Annotated in this window: 14 protein-coding genes; 11 read left to right on the top strand and 3 right to left on the bottom strand. The window is 69.9% G+C overall.

Annotated features, from left to right (window positions below; genetic code table 11):
- The first annotated feature begins 30 nt into the window (after window positions 1-30).
- From leuS to holA, 9 genes are all read left to right on the top strand, one after another.
- Complete coding sequence (gene leuS, locus ACZ60E_RS31980) at window positions 31-2,913, top strand: leucine--tRNA ligase (protein ID WP_469444929.1); 2,883 nt, start codon at window positions 31-33, stop codon at window positions 2,911-2,913.
- Between the two features lie 212 nt (window positions 2,914-3,125).
- On the top strand, window positions 3,126-3,986 hold the full coding sequence (locus ACZ60E_RS31975; RefSeq protein ID WP_469444928.1) for a hypothetical protein: 861 nt from the start codon (window positions 3,126-3,128) through the stop codon (window positions 3,984-3,986).
- A gap of 72 nt (window positions 3,987-4,058) precedes the next feature.
- Complete coding sequence (locus tag ACZ60E_RS31970; protein WP_384809272.1) at window positions 4,059-4,904, top strand: DegV family protein; 846 nt, start codon at window positions 4,059-4,061, stop codon at window positions 4,902-4,904.
- A gap of 130 nt (window positions 4,905-5,034) precedes the next feature.
- A complete protein-coding gene (locus ACZ60E_RS31965) occupies window positions 5,035-6,279 on the top strand; it encodes a ComEA family DNA-binding protein (RefSeq protein WP_469444925.1) in 1,245 nt (414 codons plus the stop codon).
- Window positions 6,276-8,912: a ComEC/Rec2 family competence protein gene (locus ACZ60E_RS31960; RefSeq protein WP_469444923.1), complete on the top strand. Its 2,637-nt coding sequence runs from the start codon at window positions 6,276-6,278 to the stop codon at window positions 8,910-8,912. Before ACZ60E_RS31965 ends, ACZ60E_RS31960 begins: the two co-directional genes overlap by 4 nt.
- A 4-nt stretch (window positions 8,913-8,916) precedes the next feature.
- The gene (locus ACZ60E_RS31955) at window positions 8,917-9,744 is read left to right on the top strand and encodes an arylamine N-acetyltransferase family protein (protein WP_469444921.1); all 828 of its coding nucleotides are present in this window, start codon (window positions 8,917-8,919) and stop codon (window positions 9,742-9,744) included.
- Between the two features lie 173 nt (window positions 9,745-9,917).
- Window positions 9,918-10,796 carry a YceI family protein gene (locus ACZ60E_RS31950; protein ID WP_385836608.1) on the top strand — a complete coding sequence of 293 codons (879 nt, stop codon included), beginning with the start codon at window positions 9,918-9,920 and terminating at the stop codon, window positions 10,794-10,796.
- Window positions 10,797-10,909: 113 nt separating this feature from the next.
- Window positions 10,910-11,155 carry a hypothetical protein gene (locus tag ACZ60E_RS31945; RefSeq protein WP_107016307.1) on the top strand — a complete coding sequence of 82 codons (246 nt, stop codon included), beginning with the start codon at window positions 10,910-10,912 and terminating at the stop codon, window positions 11,153-11,155.
- Between the two features lie 88 nt (window positions 11,156-11,243).
- Complete coding sequence (holA, locus tag ACZ60E_RS31940) at window positions 11,244-12,230, top strand: DNA polymerase III subunit delta (RefSeq protein WP_384809282.1); 987 nt, start codon at window positions 11,244-11,246, stop codon at window positions 12,228-12,230.
- A gap of 465 nt (window positions 12,231-12,695) precedes the next feature.
- On the opposite strand, the gene rpsT is transcribed toward holA, so the two are convergent.
- Window positions 12,696-12,962, bottom strand: a complete 267-nt coding sequence (gene rpsT / locus ACZ60E_RS31935; protein WP_107016309.1) for a 30S ribosomal protein S20 — start codon at window positions 12,960-12,962, stop codon at window positions 12,696-12,698.
- Between the two features lie 256 nt (window positions 12,963-13,218).
- Between rpsT and lepA the strand changes: the two genes are divergently transcribed.
- Both lepA and ACZ60E_RS31925 read left to right on the top strand, forming a co-directional pair.
- On the top strand, window positions 13,219-15,087 hold the full coding sequence (gene lepA / locus ACZ60E_RS31930) for a translation elongation factor 4 (RefSeq protein ID WP_384816248.1): 1,869 nt from the start codon (window positions 13,219-13,221) through the stop codon (window positions 15,085-15,087).
- A gap of 252 nt (window positions 15,088-15,339) precedes the next feature.
- A complete protein-coding gene (locus tag ACZ60E_RS31925) occupies window positions 15,340-17,226 on the top strand; it encodes an AMP-dependent synthetase/ligase (protein WP_469444917.1) in 1,887 nt (628 codons plus the stop codon).
- Window positions 17,227-17,258: 32 nt separating this feature from the next.
- Here ACZ60E_RS31925 and ACZ60E_RS31920 read toward each other — a convergent pair whose 3' ends face one another.
- Both ACZ60E_RS31920 and ACZ60E_RS31915 read right to left on the bottom strand, forming a co-directional pair.
- The gene (locus ACZ60E_RS31920) at window positions 17,259-17,843 is read right to left on the bottom strand and encodes a response regulator (RefSeq protein ID WP_469444916.1); all 585 of its coding nucleotides are present in this window, start codon (window positions 17,841-17,843) and stop codon (window positions 17,259-17,261) included.
- A partial coding sequence (locus ACZ60E_RS31915; RefSeq protein WP_469444915.1) for a HAMP domain-containing protein occupies window positions 17,840-21,019 on the bottom strand: 3,180 nt, incomplete at its 5' end. The genes ACZ60E_RS31920 and ACZ60E_RS31915, both read right to left, overlap by 4 nt.

The following is a 21,019-nucleotide window of genomic DNA, read 5'->3' as shown; positions in this document are numbered from 1 at the left end:
GCAGAGACGATCGATGGAGCTTTGAGGATCATGAGCGAGACGAACACCGCTGCCTCCGAGGTGGCAGCGCCGCACCGCTACACGGCCGCCATGGCCGAGCAGATCGAGGCACGCTGGCAGGACGTATGGGACGCCGAGAACACGTACGCGGCACCCAACCCGAAGGGTGATCTGGCCGGCGACCCCGAGCTGGCGGCCAGGCCCAAGAAGTTCATCATGGACATGTTCCCGTACCCCTCCGGTTCGGGCCTGCACGTCGGCCACCCGCTGGGCTACATCGCCACCGATGTCTACGCCCGCTACCAGCGCATGACCGGCCACAACGTCCTGCACACGCTGGGCTTCGACGCCTTCGGCCTGCCCGCCGAGCAGTACGCCGTGCAGACCGGCACACACCCGCGGGTGTCCACCGAGGCCAACATGGCGAACATGAAGGTCCAGCTGCGCCGCCTGGGCCTGGGCCACGACCAGCGCCGGTCCTTCGCGACGATCGACCCCGAGTACTACAAGTGGACCCAGTGGATCTTCCTGCAGATCTTCAACTCCTGGTACGACACCGAGGCCGGCCGGGCCCGTCCGATCGCCGAACTGGTGGCGAAGTTCGAGAGCGGTGAACGCGCGCTGCCCGGCGCACGTATCTGGAGTGAGCTGTCTCATGCCGAGAGGGCCGACGTCCTGGGCGACCACCGCCTGGCGTACGCCTCCGAGGCGCCCGTCAACTGGTGTCCCGGCCTGGGCACCGTCCTGGCGAACGAGGAGGTGACCGCGGACGGCCGTTCCGAACGCGGCAACTTCCCCGTCTTCAAGGCCAAGCTGCGCCAGTGGAACATGCGCATCACCGCGTACGCCGACCGGCTGCTGGACGACCTGGACGCGCTGGACTGGCCCGAGGCCATCAAGCTGCAGCAGCGCAACTGGATCGGCCGCTCCGAGGGCGCACGCGTCGACTTCCCCATCGACGGCGACGCCATCTCCGTCTTCACCACCCGCCCGGACACCCTGTTCGGCGCGACCTACATGGTGCTGGCCCCCGAGCACCCGCTGGTCGAGAAGTTCACCCCGGCCGCCTGGCCCGAGGGCACCCACGACGTCTGGACGGGCGGCCACGCCACTCCGTCCGAGGCCGTCGCCGCCTACCGCGCGCAGGCCGCCTCCAAGTCGGACGTCGAGCGGCAGGCCGAGGCCAAGGACAAGACGGGCGTCTTCATCGGCTCGTACGCGACCAACCCGGTCAACGGCGAGCAGGTCCCCGTCTTCATCGCCGACTACGTACTGATGGGCTACGGCACCGGCGCGATCATGGCGGTCCCCGCGGGCGACCAGCGCGACTTCGAGTTCGCGCGCGCCTTCGAGCTGCCGATCCGCTGCGTGGTCGAGCCCACCGACGGCCGGGGCACCGACACGTCGACGTGGGAGGACGCCTTCGGCTCGTACGACGCGAAGATCATCAACTCCGCGAACGGCGACATCTCGCTGGACGGCCTGGGCGTCACCGAGGCCAAGGCGCGCATCACCGAGTGGCTGGAGGGCAAGGACGTCGGCCGCGGCACCGTCAACTTCAGGCTGCGTGACTGGCTGTTCAGCCGCCAGCGCTACTGGGGCGAGCCCTTCCCGATCGTCTACGACGAGGACGGCATCGCCCACCCGCTGCCCGAGTCGATGCTGCCCCTGGAACTGCCGGAGGTCGAGGACTACTCGCCGCGCACCTTCGACCCCGACGACGCGAACACGTCCCCGGAGACCCCGCTGTCCCGCAACGAGGACTGGGTCAACGTCGAGCTGGACCTGGGTGACGGCCGCGGCACGCGCGCGTACCGCCGCGAGACCAACACCATGCCCAACTGGGCCGGTTCCTGCTGGTACGAGCTGCGCTACCTGGACCCGCACAACTCCGAGAAGCTGGTCGACCCGGAGGTCGAGCAGTACTGGATGGGCCCGCGCGAGGGCCAGCCGCACGGCGGCGTCGACCTGTACGTCGGCGGCGCCGAGCACGCCGTGCTGCACCTGCTGTACGCGCGCTTCTGGTCCAAGGTGCTGTTCGACCTGGGGCACGTCTCCTCCGCGGAGCCGTTCCACAAGCTGTACAACCAGGGCATGATCCAGGCCTTCGTGTACCGCGACAGCCGTGGCATCGCCGTACCGGCCGCCGAGGTGGAGGAGCGCGACGGCGCCTACTACTTCGAGGGCGAGAAGGTCTCCCGGCTGCTGGGCAAGATGGGCAAGTCCCTGAAGAACGCGGTCACTCCGGACGAGATCTGCGCCGAGTACGGGGCGGACACCCTGCGCCTGTACGAGATGGCGATGGGTCCCCTGGACGTGTCGCGGCCGTGGGACACGCGCGCGGTGGTGGGCCAGTTCAGGCTGCTGCAGCGGCTGTGGCGCAACGTGATCGACGAGACCACCGGTGACGTCACTGTCGTCGACGTCCCGGACGCCGACATCGACGCGGACACGCTGCGCGTCCTGCACAAGGCGATCGACGGCGTGCGCCAGGACCTGGAGGGCCTGCGCTTCAACACCGCCATCGCCAAGGTCACCGAGCTGAACAACCACCTGACGAAGGCGGGCGGCCCCATCCCGCGGAGCGTGGCCGATTCGCTGGTGCTGCTGGTCGCGCCGCTGGCCCCGCACATCGCCGAGGAACTGTGGCGCAAGCTGGGCCACACCGACTCGGTCGTCCACCGGGACTTCCCGGTCGCCGACCCGGCGTACGCCGTCGACGAGAGCGTGACCTGCGTCGTGCAGATCAAGGGCAAGGTCAAGGCACGCCTGGAGGTCTCCCCGTCGATCTCGGACGAGGAGCTGGAGAAGGTGGCGCTGGCCGACGACAAGGTGGTCGCGGCGCTGGACGGGGCGGGCATCCGCAAGGTGATCGTGCGGGCGCCGAAGCTGGTGAACATCGTTCCGGCGTAGGTGACGGAACGTCGTTCCGCGGTGTTCCGGGGTATTTCGGCGTAGGTGACGTCCGGGCGGCGGCCGGTGGTGTGCGGCTCGGGGTCTCCCCCTACGGGCAGGTTGGGGGTTCCGCTGGAACCCTCGGCCTGCTTTTTCCGTTTACGGTGAAAGAGCCCACAAGTGCGTGGAAGAGCCCGCATGCACTGGACGCAGCACCCGAGAGGACCGTCATGGAAGCCGTGGTTGCCATCGTGGCGCTGATCTTCTTGCTGTTCGTGACACTGGGCATCTACGCCACGGTGAAGGTGGTCGGCGCCGCGAAGCGCGGCGTGGACCGCACCGTCGCACAGGCCCGCCGCACGGTGGAGGACTCCACGCTCAAGGCGAAGACCTTCGCCCAGCCGGGTTCCCTCGGGCAGCTCGCCCAACTGCGTCTCTCCCTGCGCACATCGATGCGGGCCACCCAGGAAGCGCTGCAGGCGGGCGTGAGCGAGGACGAGTCGCTGAAGGAGTCACTCGCGCTCTTCGACCGGCTCAGCGCGCACGGCCATGAGCTGGACGGCGAGTTGAAGCGGCTGGAGCGCGAACCGGACAGGGCGCGCCTCGCCGAGCGGCTGCCCGCGCTGCGGGAGCGCACCGAGCAGATAACGAAATCGGCCGACGCACTGCGCTGGGCGGCGCGCGACCGCGCCCAGCGGTTCGGTGGCGACGACCTGGAGTCGCTGAGCACGCAGATCGACATGGAGGCGGGCGCGCTACGGCACTGGACGACGGAACCGTCGCCCACGCGGACGACGGGTCCGGCGGCCGGATCCGGCTCGTCGGCCACCTCGTCGACGGGCTCTTCGGCCGGTTCGTCCGCCGGTTCGTCGACCGGTTCCCCGACCGGCCCGTCTCCCCGGCCGGCGACGGAGCCCGCGTCCGCGCCGCCGTGGCCGGAGGCACCGAGCGCCGCCGCCGACCAGCAGACCTGGCCGGACAACGCAGAAGCGCGCAGGGCCGAGGAGCCCACCCGGGCCGCGATCGACGCACCCAGGCAGCGGGCCGCCTACCCTTGGGAGAAGAAGCCCCGCCCGGAGAGCACGACTTGATACCGCCGGTCCGGCAGCGGGCGGCAGGGGCCGGGCTGCCTTCCACGTCCACTGACAGGTAATCTCCAGCTCATGTCCCGCCATGTCGCGATCGTCACCGATTCAACGGCCTACCTGCCGCCGCGGACGATGGAGCGCCACGGCATCACCGCGGTGCCCCTGACCGTGGTCCTCGGCGACCAGGCGCTCGAAGAGGGCACCGAGATCTCGGCCCGCTCCCTGGCCCTGGCCCTGCAGAAGCGGCGGTCCGTCACGACCTCCCGGCCCAGCCCCGAGGTCTTCGCCGAGACCTACCGCCGCGTCGCCGAGTCCGGCGCCACCGGCATCGTCTCGCTGCACCTGTCCTCCGAGTTCTCGGGCACCTACGACGCCGCGGTCCTCGCCGCACGCGAGGCGCCCGTGCCCGTGCGGGTGGTGGACACCGGGATGGTGGCCATGGCCCTCGGCTTCTGCGCCCTGGCCGCCGCCGAGTCCGCGGAGGCGGGCGGCACGGTCGACGAAGCGGTCACGGCCGCGGAGAAACGGGCTGCGGGAACGTACGCGTACTTCTACGTCGACACCCTCGACTATCTCCGCCGGGGCGGCCGGATCGGGGCGGCGCAGGCGCTGCTCGGCTCCGCGCTGGCCGTCAAACCACTGCTGGAACTGGACGGCGGGCGCATCGAGCTGCGGGAGAAGGTGCGCACCGCCACCAAGGCGATCGCCCGTCTCGAAGAGATCGTGGCCGACCGGGCCGGGAGCGCCCAGGTCGACATCGCCGTCCACCATCTCGCCGCCCCCGACCGCGCCTCGGCGCTCGCGGAACGGCTGAGGGTACGGGTTCCCGGGCTGGCCGACCTGCATGTGAGCGAGGTCGGAGCGGTGATCGGGGCGCACACGGGGCCGGGGCTGCTGGGGGCGGTCGTCTCGCCCCGGTGAGCGGCGGTCCGACGGCCCGCAGTGGCTGCGTGGACCCTGGCGAGTGACGGAGTTATCCACAACTGGGCGGTAATCCCCGGGAATTCATCAAGATCATCGGGGATGTGGCTTCGTGCCTGATTCTCGTGCCATGCCACTTCGATCTGTTTCACGGACCACGACATCCGCCAGTGGACCGGGCCGCGGCCCGGCCTCCGACGTCCGTACGCGACACCGCCGCCGGCCCCACCGAGGCAGGTCCCTGCGCCGGGAAGCCTCGGCGCAGACGCTGCGCCTGCGCGCGGAGACACTCTTCCCGCCCGAACGGGGGCGGGTGCGCGGGGAGTTGCGGCACGGGCCGCCGGGGGAGTGGAGGGACGGGGTCCCTCGGGGGCACGAGGAGTCCCCACCGTCGGTTGGGCGACATGACACTTCGCCGGGTGTGGGGTTGCGGCAGGGGCCGTCGGCGGAGTGGAGTGGCGGCGCCCTTCAGGGGCGCGAGGAACTGCGTGACCAGCCCCCACCGTCCGGCAGTCGACGTCACTCCCCCTCGGGGGTGGGGCGGAGTCCCGAGGTCGGGGTGCTTGGGGACGGCGACGGGGGCGCCGACGAGACCCGGCCCGTCCCCGCGTGGCGGGCGCGGGCCGGGCTCGCCGTCCGGGAGCGGATGCCGCTGTGGCTCCAGTCCAGGTGCGGCCTGGAACGCAGGAGCGTGGCCGCGCTCGCCGTGGTGCTGGTCGTCGCCGCGGCCCTGGCCGCACAGCACTTCTGGTCGGGGCGGACCCAGCCGGTGCGGGCCCCGGAGATCGTACGGGCCGCGGTTCCCTACGGGGAGGAGGCGAACGCGGCCGGGCAGAAGGCTCCGGCCGGAACCTCCGCCACCGTGCCCGCGGGCGCGGTTCCGACCGCACTCGTGGTGGACGTCAGCGGCAAGGTGCGTGAGCCGGGTATCCATCGGCTGCCGGCCGGTTCCCGGGTCGCCGACGCGCTGAAGGCCGCGGGCGGAGTGCGTCCGGGCACGAACACCGAGGGCCTCAACCGCGCACGGTTCCTGGTGGACGGTGAGCAGGTGGTGGTCGGGACACCGTCGGCGGTGGGGCCGGGAGCGCCGGGGGTACCGGGGGTGTCAGGGGCGCTGGGAGGTGCGGGTGCTTCGGGGGGTTCGGGTGTCGTGGGGCCCGGTGGGGCCGCCCCGGCCCCCGTCACTCCGGTCGCCCTCAACACGGCCACCCTGGAACAGCTGGACACGCTGCCCGGCGTCGGCCCCGTGCTGGCGCAGCACATCATCGACTACCGCGGTCGGCACGGCGGCTTCCGTTCGGTCGACGAGCTCCGCGAGGTGAACGGAATCGGCGACCGCCGCTTCGCCGATCTGCGGAATCTCGTACGGCCATGAGGGGCCTGAACCCGACGAGCAGGCCGCCCGTGCACGCGGTCTCCGGCAGTCCGCTCGGTGCCGCGCACCCCCGGCAGGAGGGCCCGACGGATCTGCGGCTGGTCCCACCAGCGCTGGCGGCGTGGGCGACGGCGGCGGTGACGTTGGACGCACCGCCGGGGTGGGTCGCTGGTCTGGTCGTCCTCTGCGTGGCGGTGGCCGGGCTGCTCCTGCACGCGGGACGCGACCGGCTGCGGGGCGCACCACCGCTCCGGTTGCTGCGGTCGCCCTGGTCGAAGGCCTCCGTCGCGGCCGTGCTGCTCTGTGTCGCGGCTGCGGCGGCCTCGGGTGGGCTGCACGGCGCCGATCTGCGCAGGGGCCCGATCCCGGAGGCCGCGCGGCAGTACGACCGGGTGACCGCCGAGGTGGAGGTCACCTCGGACCCACGGCTCACCCGTCCCCGGATCAAGGGGAACCACGCCGCCCCGACCGCGATCCTGCTTAACGCGGAAGTCAGGCACGTCGAGAGGCCGGACGGAACGCAGGCGCGGACCCGTACGCCGGTGCTGCTGATCGTGGACGCGGGGAGGGGAACGGGGGCGACGCACGGATCGGGGTCTGAGCCTGGGGTGAGGCCGGGACTCAGGGCGGAGTCGGGGCCGGGGGTGGGCCGGGAGAGGGCCGGTTCGCGCTGGCTCTCCCTTCTCCCCTCCACCCGGCTCAGGGTGACCGCGCAGGTCGCGCCCGCGCTCGGTGGCGGAGACCGGATCGCGGCGGTGCTCCGGGTACGCGGCAGCGGGCCACCGGTGGTGGTCGGGCGGCCGACTGCCACACAGCGGTTCGCCGGGGAGCTGCGGGGCAGGTTGCGGGCGGCGACCGACGGGCTGGATCCGGACGCGCGGGCGCTGCTGCCAGGACTGGTGGTCGGGGACACCTCCCGGATCACACCGGAGCTGGACGACGCGTTCAGGGCGACCGATCTCACACACATCCTCGCCGTCAGCGGGGCCAACTTCACGATCGTGCTCGCCCTGCTCATCGGGCCGTCGGGCCGGGCCCAGCGGATCGAGCGCCGGGGGCTGGCGCCCCGGCTCGGTCTGCCGTTGCGGGCGACCGCTCTGTGCGGGGGTGCGCTCACGCTCGGCTTCGTGATCGTGTGCCGGCCGGACCCGAGTGTGCTGAGGGCCGCCGCCTGCGGATCGATCGCGCTGCTGGCCATCGCCACCGGGCGCCGCAGATCACTGATTCCGGCGCTGGCCACGGCGGTGCTCGTGCTGGTGCTGTACGACCCGTGGCTGGCCCGGAGTTACGGCTTCCTGCTCTCCGTGCTCGCCACCGGCGCGCTGCTCACGCTGGCTCCGCGATGGAGTGCGGCGCTCCGCGGGCGCGGGGTGCCGCCGAGGTGGGCCGAGGCGTTGGCGGCCGCGGGCGCCGCGCAGGCGGTATGTGCGCCGGTCGTCGCCGTTCTTTCGGCGCGGGTCAGTCTGGTGGCGGTGCCGTGCAACCTGCTCGTGGAGTTCGCGGTCGCGCCGGCCACGGTGCTGGGCTTCGCGACGCTGACCACGGCTCCCTGGGCGATGCCGGTCGCGAGAGTGCTGGCCTGGTGCGCGAGTTGGCCCGCCGGCTGGATCGCGGACATCGCCCGGGCGGGTGCGGCCCTGCCGGGCGGAGGCATGGACTGGCCGGGAAGCTGGACCGGGGCGCTGCTGCTCGCCGGTGCGATCGCCGCCGTCGTGTGTGTCGGGCGCAGGCTGCTGCGGCATCCCTGGCTGAGCGGTGCCTGCGGAGTGTTGCTCCTGCTCGTGCTGGTGCAGCCGCCGCCTCTCACCCGGGTGATCACAGGGTGGCCGCCGCCGGAGTGGCGGTTCGCGATGTGCGACGTGGGCCAAGGCGACGCGACGGTGCTCGCGGCGGGCGACGGCAGTGGGGTGGTGGTGGACGCGGGACCCGACCCGATACTCGTCGACCGGTGTCTGAAGGCACTCGGCATCACCCGGGTCCCCCTCGTCGTGCTGACCCACTTCCACGCGGACCATGTGGCGGGGCTGCCGGGTGTGCTGCGCGGGCGTTCGGTGGGCGCGATCGAGACGACGGGCCTGGAGGAGCCACTGGACCAGGCCGATTTCGTGCACCGGCAGGCTGCGGTCCGGCACATCCCGGTGACGCGGGCGGTGGCGGGCGAGCGGCGTCGTACGGGCGGGCTCGACTGGCAGGTGCTGTGGCCGCCACCGAGCCCCACGCCGGGGGCCGCACCGGTGCAGGGACCGATGCCGGAGCCGGTGCCGGAGGGGCCGAACGACGCGAGTGTCACCCTGCTCGTGAGGTCGGCCGGGCTGACCATGCTGATGCTCGGAGACCTCGAACCACCCGCTCAGCAGGCCCTGTTGAGATCACCGGCCGGGACCGCTCTGAAAGCCGTGGATGTTCTCAAAGTCGCCCATCATGGTTCGGCCTACCAGGATCCGGACCTCATACGACGGGCGGCGCCACGCCTCGCGCTCATCTCGTGCGGCGCCGACAACCCCTACGGACATCCGGCACCGAGCACGATGGCAGCACTGGAAGCAGGGGGCGCGCAGGTGCTGCGCACCGATGTGGACGGGGCGGTAACCGTGGGAGGAGGAGACGATCACCTGCTGATCACGCGAGACTGAGGGTATGAAACCCGCACAGGTCGATGCCTACCTCCGCCGGATCGGTGTCACCCACCCCGCCTGGCCCACCGCCGACGTACTCCGTGAACTGCAGTTGCGACACCTGCTGACCGTGCCGTTCGAGAACCTGTCGATCCACCTCGGTGAGGAGATCGTCCTGGAGGAGAAACCGCTCCTGGACAAGCTGGTGGGCGCCCGCAGGGGGGGCTTCTGCTACGAACTGAACGGGGCGTTCGGCGCGCTGCTCAAGGCGCTGGGCTTCGATGTGACGCTGCTCGCGGGGCGGGTCTACGGGGACGGGGAGCGGCTCGGGATTCCGTACGACCATCTGGCGCTGCGGGTGCGGACGGTGGACGGGGGCGACTGGCTGGCCGACGTCGGGTTCGGGGCGCACAGCCACTACCCGCTGGCCTTCGGGGAGCGGGGGGAGCAGACGGATCCGGCGGGTGCGTTCCGGGTGATCGTGGCCGGGGCGGATCCGGCCGGGGTGCGGGGCAGCGCCGGGGAGTTCGGGGATCTGGAGGTGGTGCGGGACGGCAGGTCCCAGTACCGGCTGGAGACACGGCCACGGGTGCTCGGGGACTTCGTGGCCGGGGCCTGGTGGCACAGCACCTCGCCGGCGTCGCACTTCGCCCGGTCACTGGTCTGCTCGCGGGTCACGGAGGACGGCGGGCGGGTCACGCTCAGCGGGCGCACGCTCACGGTCACGGACCCCGACGGCGGGAAGACGACGGTGGAGCTGGTCTCGGACGAGGAGGTGCTGGAGGCGTACAGGAAGAGGTTCGGGATCGTGCTGGAGCGGGTCCCGGTTGTCCGGAAGAGCGGCGACTGAGGGGAAAAACGTAAGCGGAACGGCTAATTCGGGCTACTCGTGTGTAGTACCAGCACATGCGCTGGTTCCCTGCGATGTAGTCGTCTGTTGCCTCGAAAGTCGCATCGGTGGTCGAATACCTCTCCGACAACAAGTGTTTTCACAGCGTGTGTTGACGCGAGGGTGGGTCGCAGATGGCCGGCAGCTGGTTGGGGAACCGTTCGAACCGGGCACAGGCGGGCAATCTCGCCTCGGTGCCGTTGCCGGAGGGGGCCGGTGTGCTCGGCTGCCGGGTGCTGGATCCGGTGAACCAGCCGGTGCCGGACGCGGAGTTCCTGGTCACGGATGCCGCGGGGCGCAGAGTGGTCGGCGGGGAGCTGGATCCGTTCGGGTCGTTTCTGGTGACGGTCCCGGCCGGTGAGTACCGCCTCGCGGTGTCGGCCGAGGGGCACGCCCCGTACCGGGCGAATGTCACGGTGCCGGCGAACGAGGTGGCCGCGCTCGGCGACGTGACGCTGAACACCGCGCAACCACCCGCGTTACCGGCGCCGGGGGACTGGGAGATCGAGCCGACCCACTCCTCGATCGGCTTCACGGCCCGGCACATCGGGATGGCTCGGGTGCGGGGGAGGTTCAACACCTTCGCGGGGATCGTGCGGGTGGCCGAGAACGTGGAGCAGTCGGCGATGCACGTGGTGATCGACGCGGGGTCGATCGACACGAACGTCAGGACGCGGGACGGGCATCTGAAGTCGGCGGACTTCCTGGACGTGGACCGGTTTCCGACGGTGGAGTTCTACAGCGACCGGTTCACGCACCGGGGCGGCAGCCGGTGGGGGGTCACCGGAGCGCTGTCATTGCACGGGGTGACGCGGACGGTCACGCTCGACACGGAGTATCTGGGGGTGGGCAACGGCACGGAGGGCGAGGTGCGGGCGGCCTGCCGCGCCGGCGCCGAGTTGCGGCGCGACGACTTCACGATGAGCTGGCAGTCGATGCTCGCGCGGGGCATCGCCATGGTCGGGACGAGCATCACGATCGACCTGGACATACAGATCGTCCCCAAGGGCTGAGCCGGGACCAGGGGCGGGCCCTTCGGCTGTTGGTCGCCGGTCGTCGGCCGCTGGTCGCCGGTCGACGGGTGCCCCCGGTGCGAGGCGTTGTGCCGGTGCCGGAAAATGGCCGGGTGAGCGACGTGAGACATGTACTGGTGCTGCCCGACCGCGATGCCGCGCAGGAGGCGGCGGAGGCGCTCGGTGAGCAGTTCGCACTGGACGAGGAGCCCCAGCTCGTCCGGGACGCCCTGGCCGGTGAGGACGATGCCGAGGACGCGCAGTGGCTGCTCGTGCTGCGCGACGAGAACGGGCGGCTGGACGCCCGGGAGCTGGACGAGTTCGTGAGGGAGTGGGACGGCTGGCGCGAGGAACCGTAGGAGCGCCGTAGGAGTGCCGCAGGGGCGGCACACGCTTCGGTGGTCGCGGGCCCGTCGTTGTCGGTGGTGCGTGGGATGCTTGGCCGCGATGGCCAGGAACTCTGCACAAGACAATCCGCTCGCTCCCGTCACGATCGCCGTGGGGCAGGAGGACCTCCTGCTCGACCGTGCCGTGCAGGAGGTGGTGGCCGCCGCGCGCGCCGCCGACGCGGACACCGACGTACGGGACCTCACGTCGGACCAGTTGCAGCCGGGCACGCTCGCCGAGCTGACGAGCCCGTCGCTCTTCGCCGAGCGCAAGGTCGTCGTGGTGCGGAACGCGCAGGATCTGTCGGCGGACACGATCAAGGACGTGAAGGCGTACCTGGGCGGTCCGGCCGAGGAGATCACGCTCGTGCTGCTGCACGCGGGGGGCGCCAAGGGCAAGGGGCTGCTCGACGCGGCGCGCAAGGCGGGGGCGCGGGAGATCGCGTGCCCCAAGATGACGAAGCCGGCGGACCGGCTGTCGTTCGTGCGCGCGGAGTTCCGGGCGCTGGGGCGGTCGGCGACGCCCGAGGCGTGCCAGGCGCTCGTCGACTCGATCGGCAGCGATCTGCGGGAGCTGGCCTCCGCGACGACGCAGTTGGTCGCGGATGTCGAGGGGACCATCGACGAGGCTGTCGTCGGGCGGTACTACACCGGCCGGGCGGAGGCCTCCAGCTTCACGGTGGCGGACCGGGCGGTCGAGGGGCGGGCGGCGGAGGCGCTGGAGGCGCTGCGGTGGTCGTTGTCGACCGGGGTCGCGCCCGTGCTGATCACCAGCGCGCTGGCGCAGGGGGTGCGGGCCATCGGGAAGCTCTCCTCCGCGCGGGGTGGGCGGCCGGCCGATCTGGCGCGGGAGCTGGGGATGCCGCCGTGGAAGATCGATCGGGTTCGGCAGCAGATGCGGGGGTGGACGCCGGACGGTGTCGCTGTCGCGTTGTCGGCGGTTGCTGAGGCGGATGCGGGGGTGAAGGGGGGTGGGGATGATCCCGAGTACGCGCTGGAGAAGGCGGTCGTCACGATCGCCCGGGCCGCGCGGATGCGGCGGGGTTAGCTTCTGTCCCTCTGAGGGCTGCGGCCCCCAGACTCCCGTCGGCGTGAATTTACGGCTGCGGCCCCGGTGGGGGCTGGTCGCGCAGTTCCCCGCGCCCCTGGGGGACGGGGCTGTGCCCCCAGACCCCCGGTCGGTCTGAATCTATGGCTGTGGGCCCGGTGGGGGCCGGTCGCGCAGTTCCCCGCGCCCCCAAAGGCGAATGGCAGGGGCGCGGGGAACTGCGCGATCAGCCACGACGGCGCCGGGCGGGCTGAAAAGGCTACGGGCCCCGGTTCTCGCCCTTTCAGGGCAAGGGCCGGGGCCCGGTTCATGCTGGGGACTCGTACCCGCGTGGCGAACGCAGTCGCGTACGAGTCGGGGTGCCGGTCGGGAGCGGATGAGAGAGGGCCCGCTCAGGTCCTTCCGGCGTTCGAATCACTTCGAATCAAGTGAGTGCGGGGCCGTGGCCCAGTACTCGGCAGAGGTTCAGCCCTTGAGGGAGGCGACCTTCGAAGCAAGCGCCGACTTCTTGTTGGCGGCCTGGTTCTTGTGGATGACGCCCTTGGAGACGGCCTTGTCCAGCTTGCGCGAGGCTTCGCGCTGCGCGGCCGTGGCCTTCTCGACGTCACCCGCGGCAGCGGCCTCGCGGGCCTTGCGGATCGCGGTCTTCAGCGAAGACTTGACGGCCTTGTTGCGCAGCCGGGCCTTCTCGTTGGTCTTGATCCGCTTGATCTGGGACTTGATGTTCGCCACGAATGAGCCTTCTCAGGTTCAGGCGCACGAGACGGGGCGTCTCACGACGGTGAGTCTCATGCGCCGGTGATTTCTCTTCTGAATTTCCTGCGTTTCCTGCGTGTCCCCTGCAGAGAGGGCAGGAGACACAGCTGCCCAGATTAGCAGTCGCCCCGCGGACGGCCCAAACCGGTCGCACCTCGCCGCCCGTGGGACCATGGAGCCTACGTATCGATCCGACCCGAGGCGACAGGCGCCTCAAGAGACAGGACCCTGCGTGCCCGCGATCCCTAACAATGTGCCCGAGCCGAGCCGTACCGCCCCGGCTCAGATCCGCAATTTCTGCATCATCGCGCACATCGACCACGGCAAGTCCACGCTCGCCGACCGGATGCTCCAGCTGACCGGGGTGGTCGACCAGCGGCAGATGCGTGCTCAGTACCTCGACCGCATGGACATCGAGCGCGAGCGCGGCATCACCATCAAGTCCCAGGCGGTGCGGCTGCCCTGGGCGCCGACCGAGGATCCGGGCAACACCCACATCCTCAACATGATCGACACCCCCGGGCACGTCGACTTCACGTACGAGGTCTCGCGGTCGCTCGCGGCCTGTGAGGGCACCGTCCTGCTCGTGGACGCGGCCCAGGGCATCGAGGCCCAGACCCTCGCGAACCTCTACCTGGCGATGGAGAACGACCTCACCATCGTCCCGGTGCTGAACAAGATCGACCTGCCGGCCGCGCAGCCCGAGAAGTTCTCCGAGGAGCTGGCCAATCTCATCGGCTGCCAGCCGGAGGACGTGCTGAAGGTCTCGGCGAAGACCGGCGTCGGCGTGGACGCGCTCCTGGACCGGGTGGTCCGGGACGTGCCCGCCCCGGTCGGTGTCGCGGACGCGCCCGCCCGCGCGATGATCTTCGACTCGGTCTACGACTCGTACCGGGGCGTGGTCACCTACGTCCGTGTCATCGACGGCCAGCTCAACAAGCGCGAGCGCATCAAGATGATGTCGACCGGCGCCACGCACGAGCTGCTGGAGATCGGTGTCTCGTCCCCCGAGATGACGCCGTCCGACGGCATCGGCGTCGGCGAGGTGGGCTACATCATCACCGGCGTGAAGGACGTCCGTCAGTCCAAGGTCGGTGACACGATCACCAGCAAGGACAAGGGCGCCACCGAGGCCCTCGGCGGGTACAAGGACCCGAAGCCGATGGTCTTCTCCGGTCTGTACCCGCTGGACGGGTCCGACTACCCCGACCTGCGTGAGGCGCTGGACAAGCTCCAGCTCAACGACGCGGCCCTGGTCTACGAGCCGGAGACCTCCGCGGCGCTGGGGTTCGGTTTCCGTGTCGGTTTTCTGGGTTTGCTGCACCTCGACGTCATCCGTGAGCGCCTGGAGCGCGAGTTCAACCTCGAACTCATCGCCACCGCGCCCAACGTGGTCTACCGCGTGATCATGGAGGACGGGAAGGAGCACACGGTCACCAACCCGAGCGAGTTCCCCGAGGGCAAGATCGACAAGGTCTTCGAGCCGGTCGTCCGGGCCACGATCCTCGCCCCCAGCGAGTTCATCGGTTCGATCATGGAGCTGTGCCAGACCCGCCGCGGCACCCTCCTCGGGATGGACTACCTCTCCGAGGACCGCGTCGAGATCCGCTACACGCTGCCCCTCGCCGAGATCGTCTTCGACTTCTTCGACAACCTGAAGTCCAAGACCCGCGGCTACGCCTCGCTGGACTACGAGCCCACCGGCGAGCAGGACGCCTCGCTGGTCAAGGTCGACATCCTGCTCCACGGCGACCGCGTCGACGCCTTCTCGGCCGTCACACACAAGGACGCGGCGTACGCGTACGGGGTGCGGCTCGTCGCCAAGCTGCGCGAGCTCATCCCGCGCCAGGCCTTCGAGATCCCCATCCAGGCGGCCATCGGCTCCCGGGTCATCGCCCGTGAGACCATCCGCGCCATCCGCAAGGACGTCCTCGCCAAGTGTTACGGCGGTGACATCTCCCGTAAGCGGAAGCTCCTTGAGAAGCAGAAGGAGGGCAAGAAGCGGATGAAGATGGTGGGCTCTGTGGAGGTTCCGCAAGAGGCCTTCATCGCCGTGCTGTCCAGTGATGAGAACGCCGGCAGCGGCAAGGGCAAGAAGTAGCCGCCAGCAACCATCGGGCCAGGCCCGAAAACATGGGCCCGTCGTGCTGTCGCGCGGCGGGCCCGCGTCGTCCACGGACTGCCGTATTCCGCCCACGCTCTGTAGGAAGTGACAGGCCGCCGCCTCTTACGCACCGGGCGGACGGGCTTTAGTCTGATCACCACTCGACGTTACTCGCGAGTTAAACAACGACCGCTACTGAGCTAACCGCTACGAGCCAGTCACGCACTGTCGCGGGCCCCGGAGGATGTCGTGAGCGACACACAGACCCTGATCGAGAACCGTCCGCCGTCCGTGGCGGCCCTCTTCCTGGAGCGCGTGACGGCCACGCCGGACGCCGAGGCGTACCGCTACCCGGTACCGGCGGCCTCGGGCGAGGGGCCGGACGAGTGGAGGTCGCTGAGCTGGGCGCAGGCGGCCGAGCGGGTCTACGCGATCGCGGCCGGCCTGATCGAGCTGGGCGTGCGGCCGGAGCAGCGCGTCGCGCTCGCCTCCTCCACCCGCGTCGAGTGGATCCTCGTCGACCTCGGCATCATGTGTGCCGGCGCGGCGACGACGACCGTGTATCCGTCGACCAAGTCCGACGAGTCGGCGTTCATCCTCTCCGACTCCGAGAGCCGGGTGCTGGTCGCGGAGGACGCCGAGCAGCTCGCCAAGGCGCGTGAGAAGCGCGCCGAGCTGCCCGAGCTCAGCCATGTCATCGTGATCGACTCCGCGGGCGTCGAGTCCGCCGCCGACGAGGGCGACTGGGTGATCGGCCTCGCCGAGCTGGAGAATCGCGGCGCCGCGTACCTGGAGAAGAACCCCGACCTGATCAAGGAGAAGGTCGGGGCGATCACCAAGGACCAGCTCGCCACCCTCATCTACACCTCCGGCACCACCGGCCGCCCCAAGGGCGTACGGCTGCCGCACGACAACTGGTCGTACATGGCGAAGGCCATCGCCGCGACCGGTCTCGTCGGCAAGGACGACGTCCAGTACCTGTGGCTGCCGCTCGCGCATGTCTTCGGCAAGGTGCTCACGTCCGGCCAGATCGAGGTCGGGCACGTCACCGCCGTCGACGGCCGCGTGGACAAGATCATCGAGAATCTGCCGGTCGTGCAGCCGACGTACATGGCCGCCGTGCCGCGGATCTTCGAGAAGGTCTACAACGGGGTCGCGGCCAAGGCGCGGGCCGGCGGTGGCGCCAAGTACAAGATCTTCCAGTGGGCGGCCGAGGTCTCCCGCGCGTACGCGAAGGCCACGCAGGACAACTTCCGCCGTACCGGTGTCGCCTCCGCGCCCTTCGGCCTCTCGGCCAAGCACAAGGTCGCGGACACGCTCGTCTTCGCCAAGATCCGTGAGGCCTTCGGCGGCAACCTCCGCGCCTGCGTCTCCGGCAGCGCCGCCCTCGCACCCGACATCGGCTACTTCTTCGCGGGCGCCGGCATCCACATCCTGGAGGGTTACGGGCTCACGGAGTCGTCCGCGGCCTCCTTCGTGAACCCCGGTGAGGCGTACCGCACGGGCACGGTCGGCAAGCCCCTGCCCGGCACCGAGGTCCGCATCGCCGACGACGGCGAGATCCTGCTGCGCGGCCCCGGCATCATGGAGGGCTACCAGGGGCTGCCGGAGAAGACCGCCGAGGTCCTGGAGTCCGACGGCTGGTTCCACACCGGTGACATCGGTGAGCTGTCCCCGGACGGCTATCTGCGTATCACCGACCGCAAGAAGGACCTGATCAAGACGTCCGGCGGCAAGTACATCGCGCCCGCCGAGGTCGAGGGCCAGTTCAAGGCCGTCTGCCCGTACGTCTCCAACATCCTCGTGCACGGAGCCGACCGTAACTTCTGCACCGCGCTCATCGCCCTCGACGAGCCGTCGATCCTCGCCTGGGCCGCGGACAACGGCCTCGGCGGCAAGTCGTACGCCGACGTGGTCGCCGCGCCCGCGACGGTCGAGCTGATCGACGAGCACGTCAGGACGCTGAACGAAGGTCTTCAGCGCTGGCAGACCATCAAGAAGTTCAAGCTCCTCCCGCGCGACCTCGACATCGAGCACGGCGAACTGACCCCGAGCCTCAAGCTGAAGCGCCCGGTCGTCGAGCGCGAGTACAAGTACCTGATCGACGAGATGTACGCGGGTGCGCGGGAGGCGTAGCCGTCAAGGTGGTTCTCCGGGGCGGGGCGGGGTCACAGACCCCGCCCCCTCCGCATCTCGCGCAGCAGGTCCTCCATGTGGCGTATGTGCCGACGCAGTTCGGCCGTGTCCGTGAGGCCGCCGGCCGACATGCTGGTCTCGATCGCGTGCAGCCGCCGGGCGAGTTCGTCGAACTGTTCCTGCTCGTGGGCGAGCATCCGCTCCAACTGCTGGTTCTTGCGGTGCAGATCGAGGAAGACGGTGACCTTGGCGCGCAGCACCCAGGGGTCGAACGGCTTGGTGAGATAGTCGGCGGCTCCGGTGGCGTACCCGCGGAACGCGTAGCCCGCGTCGGAGTCCGTGCCGGTCAGGAAGATGATCGGCACGTCCTTCGTCTGGTCGAGCCGCTTGATGTTCGCGGCGGTTTCGAACCCGTCCATGCCCGGCATCCGGATGTCGAGGAGGACGACTGCGAACCGCTGCCGCAGCAGGGCCTTCATCGCCTCCTCGCCCGAACGGGCGCGTACGAGCGGTTCGTTGAGGGACCCCAGGACGGCCTCCAGCGCGATCAGATTGTCCTCCATGTCGTCCACGAGGAGAATGCTGGCGCGCTCGTCGGTCGATGCCTCAGTGCTCATGGTGATCGATTGCCTGCCTCATTCGGTTTAGGCGGGACTGCGGGTTCCTCCGATGGGCCGGTTCCCGCGGCGGTGGTTGTGGCGGAGTCGCCCCGCTCCTGATCGTCCGCGCCCTCGGGGTCCAGGAGGGCACAGACGACGGTCAGCAGCTGGTCGACGTCCACCGGCTTGGGTACGTAGTCGTTCGCACCGCGCGCGATGGACTTCTCACGGTCGCCCGGCATCGCCTTGGCGGTGAGGGCGACGATGGGAAGTCCGGCCCAGCGCGGGGTGCGGCGGATGACGAAGATGGTCTCGTAACCATCCATCTCCGGCATCATGATGTCCATCAGGACGAGTGCTACATCGGGATTGCGCTCCAGGGTCTCGATGCCCTCGCGGCCGTTCTCCGCGTACAGGACGGGCATGCCGACCCGGCCCAGTACGTGGGTCAGCGCGAAGACGTTACGGATGTCGTCGTCCACGATCAGTACGCGCCGCCCCGGCAGGACCTGGCCCGCCCGGCCCGTCTTCCATGCCTCCAGTTTGGTGGGCGCGGGCCAGCTGTCGTCCTGGTCGTGGACGGCGAAGGGTTCGACGGACAACTGCTCGGGCAGGACGAGGTCCTGGTCCTCGGCGCCGGGCCCGGCCGGCAGATGCCCGGGGCTGACGACCGGCACGTACAGGGTGAAGGTGGAACCCTGGCCCGGCACGCTCTCGGCGATGATGCGGCCGCCCAGCAGACCGGCGATCTCCCGGCTGATGGACAGCCCGAGGCCCGTGCCCCCGTACTTGCGGTTCGTCGTGCCGTCTGCCTGCTGGAACGCCTCGAAGATCACGGGAAGTTTCTCCGCCGCGATGCCGATACCGGTGTCGGAGACCGCGAACGCGACGACGTTGTCGCTGCTCTCCCGGGTGAAGTGGGGCTCGGGGTTCTCGACGCGGCTGACGCGCAGTTCGACCCGGCCGGACGCGGTGAACTTGATCGCGTTCGACAACAGATTGCGCAGGATCTGCTGCAGCCGCTGCTCGTCCGAGAACATCTCGCGCGGTACGTCCTCGCCGACCTCCACCTCGAAGGTGAGACCCCGGTCGAGGGTGAGCGGGCGGAACGTGGCGTGCACGTAGTCGAGCAGCTTGATCAGCGGCAGCTTCTTGGGACGTACGTCCATCCGGCCGGCCTCGATCTTCGAGAGGTCGAGGATGTCGTTGATGAGCTGGAGGAGGTCCGAGCCGGAGCGGTGGATCGTCGCCGCGAACTGCACCTCCTGGTCGGAGAGATGGCCGTCAGGGTTGTCGGAGAGCAGCCGGGCGAGGATCAGCAGCGAGTTGAGCGGGGTCCGCAGCTCGTGCGACATGTTCGCCAGGAACTCCGACTTGTACTGCGAGGAGGTGGCCAGCAGCGCCGCCTTCTCCTCCAGTTCGGCGTTCGAGCGGCGCAACTCCGCCTGCTGCGACTGGAGTTCGTCGGAGCGGTCCTGAAGCTGGATGGCCAGCCGCTGGGACTCGCCGAGCAGCGACTCGGTACGGGAGTTGGCGATGATGGTGTTGATCGCGACGCCGATGGTGTTCACGAACTGGTCGAAGAACGCCAGGTGGACGTCGGAGAAGCGGGAGAACGAGGCGAGTTCGATGACACCGAGCAGCTTGTCCTCGAAGAGGATCGGGATGATGACGACACTCGCGGGCGCCGCCTCCCCGAGACCGCTGTTGATCTTGATGTAGTCCGGCGGGGCCTCCTCCATCAGGATCCGCTTCCTCTCCCGCGCGGCCTGCCGTACGAGCCCGTGCACCGGCATGCTGACCGTGTCGACCGTCGCGCTCTGCGCCGAGCCGTACCCGGCGATGAAGGCGAGCCCCTTGATGGGCACGGCCGTCTGCAGCGTCGCCTTGTCCTCCTCGGGGTCGGCCAGGAAGAAGGCGCCGAACTGCGCGTTCACCAGCGGGGTCAGCTCGCGCAGGATCAGGTCCGCGACCTCCATCAGGTCCCGGTGGCCCTGCATCAGGGCGGCGAGACGGGCGAGGTTCGACTCCAGCCAGTCCTTGGCGCGGGTGGTCTCGCGGAGGTTGGCCACCATGAGGTTGATGTTGTCCTTGAGCTCGTCGACCTCGCCCTGCGTCTCCACCGTGATGGAGCGGGACATGTCGCCCTGGGCCACCGCGGACGCCACCTCGGCGATCGCGCGGACCTGGGTGGTGAGGTTCGACGCCAGCTCGTTCACGTTCGTCGTCAGACGCTTCCAGGTGCCGTACACGCCCTCGACCCGCGCCTGACCGCCGAGCTGGCCCTCCGAGCCCACCTCGCGGGCCACGCGGGTGACCTCGGAGGAGAACGACGACAGCGTGTCCACCATCGTGTTGATGGTGGACTTCAGCTCCAGGATCTCGCCGCGCGCGTCGACGTCGATCTTCTTCGACAGGTCGCCCTGGGCCACCGCGGTCGCGACCTGCGCGATGTTGCGGACCTGTGAAGTCAGGTTGTCCGCCATGTAGTTGACGTTGTCCGTGAGATCACGCCACACACCGGAGACGCCGAGCACTTGGGCCCGGCCGCCGAGACGGCCGTCGGTGCCGACCTCGCGGGCCACCCTCGTCACCTCGTCGGCGAAGGCGCGCAGCTGCTCCACCATCGTGTTGACGGTGTCCTTCAGCTCCAGGATCTCGCCGCGCGCGTCGACGGTGATCTTCTTGGAGAGGTCGCCGTTGGCGACGGCCGTGGTCACCTGGGCGATGTTGCGCACCTGGGAGGTGAGGTTCAGGGCCATGAAGTTGACGTTGTCGGTGAGGTCCTTCCAGACGCCTGATACGCCACGCACCTGGGCCTGACCGCCGAGGTTGCCCTCGGTGCCGACCTCGCGGGCGACGCGGGTGACCTCGTCGGCGAAGGCGGAGAGCTGGTCGACCATCGTGTTGATCGTCGACTTCAGCTCCAGGATCTCGCCCTTCGCCTCGACCGTGATCTTCTTGCCGAGGTCGCCCTGGGCCACCGCGGTGGACACGAGCGCGATGTTGCGGACCTGTGAAGTCAGGTTGTCCGCCATGAAGTTGACATTGTCGGTGAGGTCCTTCCAGACGCCGGAGACACCGCGGACCTGGGCCCGGCCGCCGAGGTTGCCCTCGGTGCCGACCTCGCGGGCGACGCGGGTGACCTCGTCGGCGAAGGCGGAGAGCTGGTCGACCATCGTGTTGATCGTCGA

Source organism: Streptomyces sp. NPDC102514, assembly GCF_055584525.1.
Note: the sequence above shows the minus strand (reverse complement) of the source record. Positions and strands in the feature narration are given on the sequence as shown.